Raw genomic sequence first — 6199 nt, 5'->3', positions numbered from 1 at the left:
CCTGGTCTGCGGGTAAAACGCAGACCAGGGCGATTTTGTTGTTTATAGCCCGTCAAAAAACAACACAACATTTCGTGATAGACCATGACAACAATTATAAGAGCGCTGACGCTCATCGCCTTCACCTGGGCATTACCCGTTTCGGCGTACGCCGATGAATTGAACCAAGCCAATACGGCTTGGGTGCTGACCTCGACCGCATTGGTCTTGTTTATGACCATTCCAGGCTTGTCGCTGTTTTACGGCGGCTTGGTCAGGAGTAAAAACGTGCTGTCGGTTTTGATGCAGTGCTTCTCGATCACTTGTTTGGTTTCCCTGCTTTGGCTGGCCGGCGTCTACAGTTTCGTGTTCGCCGACGGCGGTGACTGGCAGCCTTGGTTGGGCGGTGCGGCAAAAGTGTTTCTACCGGACATGGGTATTCGTAGCCTGACCGGCGATATTCCGGAAACCGTATTTTTCATGTTCCAGATGACGTTCGCGATCATCACGCCGGCCTTGATCGTCGGCGCCTTTGCCGAGCGGATGAAATTTTCCGCGATGCTTTGGTTCAGCGGATTGTGGCTGGTCTTCGTCTATATGCCGATCTGCCACTGGATTTGGGGTAACGGTTGGCTGGCGGCGTTGGGCGCCAAAGACTTTGCCGGCGGTATCGTGATCCACGTCAACGCCGGCGTCGCCTCGTTGGTGGCCGCGTTGGTGCTGGGCCGGCGTAAAGGCTTCCCGAGCGTGGCAATGCCGCCGCATAACATGACCATGGTCGTGACCGGCGCAGGTATGCTGTGGTTCGGCTGGTTCGGCTTCAATGGCGGCAGTGCCTTGAAATCCGACGGCTCGGCCGGCATGGCGATTGCGGTAACCCATATCGCTGCCGCCGCCGGCGCCTTGACCTGGATGGCGATCGAATGGCTGCGTTTCGGCAAGCCCAGCGTGTTGGGCATCGTCACCGGCATGGTGGCCGGATTGGGTACCATTACGCCGGCCTCCGGCTTTGTCGGGCCGATTGGCGGCTTGGTGATCGGCGTGGTGGCCGGCGGCGTCTGCTTCTATGCCACCCAATTCGTCAAACGGCGTTTGAAAATCGACGATTCGTTGGACGTGTTTCCGGTACACGGCGTCGGCGGTTGCGTCGGCTCCATTCTGACCGGCGTATTTGCGGCCGAGAGTTTCGGCGGGCTCGGATTGAACGGCGTCAGCGTTGGCCACCAGGTCGCAATCCAAACCCTGGCGGTGTTGGTGACCGCAGCCTGGAGCGGTGCTTTCAGTTACGGCCTGCTGAAAACGCTGGATCTGCTGATCGGTTTGCGGGTCACGGAAGACGAGGAACAGCAAGGCCTGGATATCGTGCTGCACGAAGAGACCGGCTACCACAATCTGTAAACTGCCGCATTGCGGGTTAAAATAACCGGCTGACTCAAACAGGCGGGATGTGCCAACATCCCGCCGCCGACATTTTTAAGCCGAGACCACCATGCCAATCACCCTCCAAACTCTGGAACCCATCATTCGCGCCGCCGGCAGTGTGGCGATGAATTATTTCAACGATCTGCCCAATCTGGCCGTCAACAAAAAAAGTGCGCGCGATTTGGTGACCGACGCCGACGTTGCCGTCGAAAATTATCTGAAACAAGCCTTGGCCGAACATTGCCCGGAATACGGATTCTGGGGCGAGGAGAGCGGCCAAACCGCCAATCAAACCAGCCGCTGGATCGTCGACCCGATCGACGGCACCCATTCCTTTTCCAAGGGCCAGTATTACTGGGGCATCAGCGTTGCGTTGGAGATCGACGGCGAACTGGTCATGGGCGTGGTCTACGGTCCGGCTTTGGACGACTATTACTGTGCTGAGAAAGGCAAGGGCGCCTGGAAAAACGGCAAACCGATCCGCGTCTCTGACGAAACCGACCTCGGCGCCAGTATGGTGTCGACCGGCTTTGCCTGCCTGCGCCAATATCTAACCGACAACAACCTGGCGCGCTTCGCCCGCATCGCCCAGGCCACCACCGGCCAGCGCCGCCTGGGTTCGGCGGCATTGGATTTGTGCACCGTCGCCGACGGCCAAGTCGATGCGTTTTGGGAGCAGGAATTGAATCTGTACGACGTTGCCGGCGGCGCCTTGATCGTGCTGGAAGCCGGCGGCACCGTCACCGATTTCGCCGGCAATCCCGGCGTGTTTCCCAAACAAATCCTGGCCACCAATGGCAAATTGCTGGATCAGATCTTGCCTTTAATGTAGTCCGCGCTGGCGTTGCAGGTCTGACCGGGTGTGGTCCGCCTAATCCCGCAGCACCGCATTGCGCCGGTCGGACTGTTTCAGTACGCCGCCCAGTATCCACATTTGGTACATCGACACGGTCCACATGAAGGCGAAGGAAATGCCGAGGCCGGCGCCGGCGATGATGACCAGCCAGGCGAAGTGCGGATTGAGTTTGGTCAGCCACCACGAGGCGATGTCGACCAGCAAAAACAAATAGGGCATGACGATGGCCGGATATTTGTATTTACAGGGTACGCCGGTACTGAAGCTGAAGATCAGGCCGACGAACATGAAAATAAAGCTGATGCCGAACAGATGGATGTGCGACAAGCGGGTCAGCGAGGCAAAGGTGGCGCCTTCGCTGGACTCGGCGAGTTTTTTCAGATTTTCGAATTTGCCGAAATCCGGCAGCGAGCCGGCATTGGCGTTGTGGCACATCAGGCAGTTCTTTTCGACGATCGGCTTGATATTCGCGTTGTAATCGGCTTCTTGAGCGCCGTCCCTTACCCACTGAATGATCTTGAACCGGTCCTGGTCCGGTGCGTTCATTTTCATCGAGCCGTTCAATTTCGATTCCAGCACCGAACCGGAGCGGTCGCCGTAATAGCTGTAGACGATGTCGTCCAGCGATAAGCCGAATTTGCCGTCGGCCATGCCGTGGGTGAATAAAATCTGGGTCAGCGCCATCAAGTAGCCGGCCCCGATTGTGACCAAATAGCCGGTGAACAACAGCTTGATACTCGTGCCGAAGCTGATCAGATTTGCGCCCTTGTAGGCGTACTTAACGGGAATATTGGAATCGGTGGACATATGCTATCCGGTCGCTGAATTGGCGGAGCAGGCGAATGCGGGCGGCCGAAACCTTCAGCCGCCCGGCGTAGTAGCCCGGTTATTTTTTGACGTTTTGGTAATAAAGGCCCAACTCGTTGATCTCGTCCTCGCTGAGCGCTTCGGCGATCAAACGCATCCGGCTGTAGATGTCGTTATGGCGGTTACCGGTTTTGAAGGCCTTTAAGGTGGCAACCAAGTAGTCGGCGTTCTGGCCGGCCAGAGCCGGAATATCCATTTCCTGGCCTTGGCCGTTACCGCCGTGGCAGACTTCGCACGGCGGCAGGATGCGGTCGTTACTGCCTTGGGCTACCAACTTCTCCGCCTGCTCGTAAACCATCGGGCTGCGCGACTTGAACGCCGGCGGCCGGGTCGAGAACCACGCCGCCAAGTCGGCCGCATCCTGCTTGCTCAGCGATTTGGCCAGGCCGGCCATCATCGGATTGTCGCGGCTGCCGTCGGCATAATCGCGCAATTGCTTGTACAGGTAGGTAGGCAACTGTCCGGCCAGAGACGGTGTGCCGGGCAGGGTGCTGATGCCGTTTTCGCCGTGACAAGCCGCACAGGTTTTGGCCAGTTCCTGGCCTTTCTGCGGGTTGCCTGCTTTAGCAAAGTTCAGCTCCTCGGCGGTCCAGGCCACTTGCGACGAAGGTTGCGCCGCCAATGCGGTAGGCAGCAGCAAGACTGTAGTAAGTATCAGTTTTTTCATGATCAGACCCCCCATCTGCCTGAACCAAAGGTTTCCATCAAGAAAAATTGCAGAATCGGATAACCGAAGGCAATCAACATGAATACGGCGATGATGGCGTTCCACAAGCCGAAGCTGTTCAGGTAGCCGGGCAGGTCCTTGACGGCGTGGATCGGTTCGGCATATTCGACCTCGCCCTGATAGCTTTCCTGGCTGGTTTGCGTTTTATACAGGATATAGATCAGCAATCCGGCCGAGCCCAGTAGAATCAGGCCGCCGAATATCATCGTCACCTCGTACGGTTCCCAGGACAGGGTCAACAGGTTGTTGTAGTGCACGCTGTCGATCCGGCGCGGTTGGCCGAGCAGGCCCAGAATGTGCCAGGGCGTGGTCATGATGATCATGCCGATAAACCAGCTCCACAGTTGGGCGATTGCCAGCGACGGGCAATACAGCGGTTTGCCGCTCAACACCGGCCAGAAGTAATAGGCGATACCGAAATACATGATGATGGTGGTGCCGCCGAAGATCAGATGGAAATGGCCGGAAATCCAGGCGGTGTTATGCACCATCGCGTTCATCGCGTAACTGGCGTTGATCAAGCCGCCGAAGCCGCCGAAGATCAGCATTAACAAACCCAGAATCAAGGCCAGTACCATCGGGTTGTTCCAGGGCAGAGCCGCTATCCAGCCGAACAAGCCTTGACCGCCGCGTAAACGGCCGGCGATTTCCAGCGAGGCAATCACGGTAAAGCCGGTAATGAAGGTCGGTAAGGTCACGACGAAAGTGCCGACCGCGTGCAGTATTTTCCAGCCATGGCCTTGTTCCGGGTCCATATACAAATGATGGAAGCCGATCGGCAAGCTGAATACCACCAACAGGATGAAGGCTGCGCGTGCCATTTCGTCGCTGAACAAAAAGCCGCCGGCTTGTTTCGGTACCAGACAGTAAAACGCGGTGTAGGTCGGAATCAGCCAGAAGTAGACGATAGGATGCAGCGTCCAGGCGAACAGGGTGCGGGCCAAGCCGGCGTCGATGGTGTCGATCCAGCCCAATGCCCACGGGATTAACTGGAACAACACTTCGGCGGCGACGCCGGCGCTGGTCCACAACCACAGGATGGCGTTGCCGGTGGTGGCGAACATCGCCAGCGGCACCGGTACGCCGGGATTGGCCTTTTTCCATTGCGTGTACATGACGATCATCGACACGCACCAGAACCAGGAGCCGACCACCAGCAAGGTGGCGCCGATATAGAACAACGGATGCGCCTTCAACGGCGGGTAAAAGGTAAACAGGACCGAGGCCTGGCCGAACAGCAGCGGTAACGCGGCCATCACGACGCCGACCAACGCCACGCCGAAGCCGGTCCAGGCGAAGGTTTTATTCCAAACCGGCAATTTCAGGGTGCTGGTGGCGACGTAGTAGCCGAAGCCCATGATAAAGAAAGTGGTCAACACAAAGCCCATCAGCACGCCGTGGGTACTGACCGAGGCGTAATAGACCTCGCGCGACTCCAAAAAGCTGAAGAAGCCGCTACGTTCGATGACTTGATACAGGCCCATCACCGCCGCCAAGCCGAAGGCGGCGAAGGCGACCCAGAAATGGGTCAGCGCCAATTTTTTTTCTACGCTGTTATCCATGGTTTGCTCCCCCTTGTTTGTTGAGCGCTTCCCATTGCGCTTTGCTGACCACCTTGATATTGCTCCACATATGAGCGTGGCCCATGCCGCAGTATTCGTTGCACAGCAGCGGGTAGTCGCCGGCATGGTGCAGTTCGGTTTGCACTTGGGCAACATAACCCGGCACGATCATCGTGCTCATGTTAGTCATCGGGATGTGCACGCCGTGGATCACGTCCAGGCTGACCCAGCGGAAGGTGATTTTAGTTTCCGCCGGCAGGGTCAGGGTTTTCGGATAGAACCCGTAACGCCCGGCTACCATCCGCACCGTAACGCTGCCGTCCGGATTGGTACTGGCGCCTAATTTGTCTTCGGCAAATTCTTCGGACAAATGCAGTTTCGCCGAATCAATGGTCTCCACGTTACTCGGGGCGTGGATACCGTGGACCAAGGCGGAGCCCAAAATCACCGCGACAAAAAGGCCGGCGATGCCCAAGGCAATGCCGGCCCATCTTTTTTCCAGTTGGTCGATATGCATGGCGCCCTCCTAACCGATATGGCCGCGAGGCAGGAACACCCCGTAATACATCAGCAACCAGGCGACCACCATGCCGCCGCCGACGATCAACATCAACGCCCAGGTGCCGACCGGCGAGCTCTCCAGGATTTTTTTACGTTCTTCTTCAGTGAGATTGTTCATATCCTTCCTTTCTTGTATGCGTTTGTGACAGGAATTGAGTTGGCAACCAACGGCATGAACAGCACAGGCTCCGTCATTCTTGCTGATGACTTAACCAGCCGATTGCT

General features: G+C 57.2%; 7 protein-coding genes. 2 read left to right on the top strand and 5 right to left on the bottom strand.

Annotation, left to right across the window (positions count from 1 at the left end; translation table 11 throughout):
- Positions 1-84 precede the first annotated feature (84 nt).
- Positions 85-1377 carry an ammonium transporter gene (locus tag NP603_RS15260; RefSeq protein WP_256611790.1) on the top strand — a complete coding sequence of 431 codons (1293 nt, stop codon included), beginning with the start codon at positions 85-87 and terminating at the stop codon, positions 1375-1377.
- A 91-nt stretch (positions 1378-1468) separates the two neighbouring features.
- Complete coding sequence (locus NP603_RS15255) at positions 1469-2233, top strand: inositol monophosphatase family protein (protein WP_256611789.1); 765 nt, start codon at positions 1469-1471, stop codon at positions 2231-2233.
- 39 nt (positions 2234-2272) lie between these two features.
- Here the strand turns inward: NP603_RS15255 and NP603_RS15250 are convergent, their stop codons facing one another.
- The 5 genes from NP603_RS15250 to NP603_RS15230 all read right to left on the bottom strand — a co-directional run bounded on the left by NP603_RS15250 (position 2273) and on the right by NP603_RS15230 (position 6092).
- A complete protein-coding gene (locus NP603_RS15250) occupies positions 2273-3064 on the bottom strand; it encodes an Aq_1264-related membrane protein (protein WP_256611788.1) in 792 nt (263 codons plus the stop codon).
- 79 nt (positions 3065-3143) lie between these two features.
- The gene (locus tag NP603_RS15245) at positions 3144-3791 is read right to left on the bottom strand and encodes a c-type cytochrome (RefSeq protein ID WP_256611787.1); all 648 of its coding nucleotides are present in this window, start codon (positions 3789-3791) and stop codon (positions 3144-3146) included.
- Positions 3792-3793: 2 nt separating this feature from the next.
- Positions 3794-5413 (bottom strand): b(o/a)3-type cytochrome-c oxidase subunit 1, encoded by a 1620-nt coding sequence (locus NP603_RS15240; protein WP_256611786.1) that lies wholly within the window; start codon positions 5411-5413, stop codon positions 3794-3796.
- On the bottom strand, positions 5406-5930 hold the full coding sequence (locus NP603_RS15235) for a cupredoxin domain-containing protein (RefSeq protein ID WP_256611785.1): 525 nt from the start codon (positions 5928-5930) through the stop codon (positions 5406-5408). The genes NP603_RS15240 and NP603_RS15235 overlap by 8 nt, the downstream gene beginning before the upstream one ends.
- Before the next feature lie 9 nt (positions 5931-5939).
- Entirely contained in the window at positions 5940-6092 is a 153-nt protein-coding gene (locus NP603_RS15230; RefSeq protein WP_256611784.1) for a hypothetical protein, read from the bottom strand.
- Between the last annotated feature and the right edge of the window lie 107 nt (positions 6093-6199).

It is taken from the genome of Methylomonas aurea (assembly GCF_024505045.1).
Lineage (GTDB): Bacteria > Pseudomonadota > Gammaproteobacteria > Methylococcales > Methylomonadaceae > Methylomonas > Methylomonas aurea.
Note: the sequence above shows the minus strand (reverse complement) of the source record. Positions and strands in the feature narration are given on the sequence as shown.

What these genes read in the sequence shown, in the direction of transcription:
- NP603_RS15260 (WP_256611790.1), top strand. Translation starts at nt 85, where the DNA reads ATGACAACAATTATAAGAGCGCTGACGCTCATCGCCTTCACCTGGGCA.
- NP603_RS15230 (WP_256611784.1), bottom strand. Translation starts at nt 6,092, where the DNA reads ATGAACAATCTCACTGAAGAAGAACGTAAAAAAATCCTGGAGAGCTCG.
- NP603_RS15250 (WP_256611788.1), bottom strand. Translation starts at nt 3,064, where the DNA reads ATGTCCACCGATTCCAATATTCCCGTTAAGTACGCCTACAAGGGCGCA.
- NP603_RS15235 (WP_256611785.1), bottom strand. Translation starts at nt 5,930, where the DNA reads ATGCATATCGACCAACTGGAAAAAAGATGGGCCGGCATTGCCTTGGGC.
- NP603_RS15255 (WP_256611789.1), top strand. Translation starts at nt 1,469, where the DNA reads ATGCCAATCACCCTCCAAACTCTGGAACCCATCATTCGCGCCGCCGGC.
- NP603_RS15240 (WP_256611786.1), bottom strand. Translation starts at nt 5,413, where the DNA reads ATGGATAACAGCGTAGAAAAAAAATTGGCGCTGACCCATTTCTGGGTC.
- NP603_RS15245 (WP_256611787.1), bottom strand. Translation starts at nt 3,791, where the DNA reads ATGAAAAAACTGATACTTACTACAGTCTTGCTGCTGCCTACCGCATTG.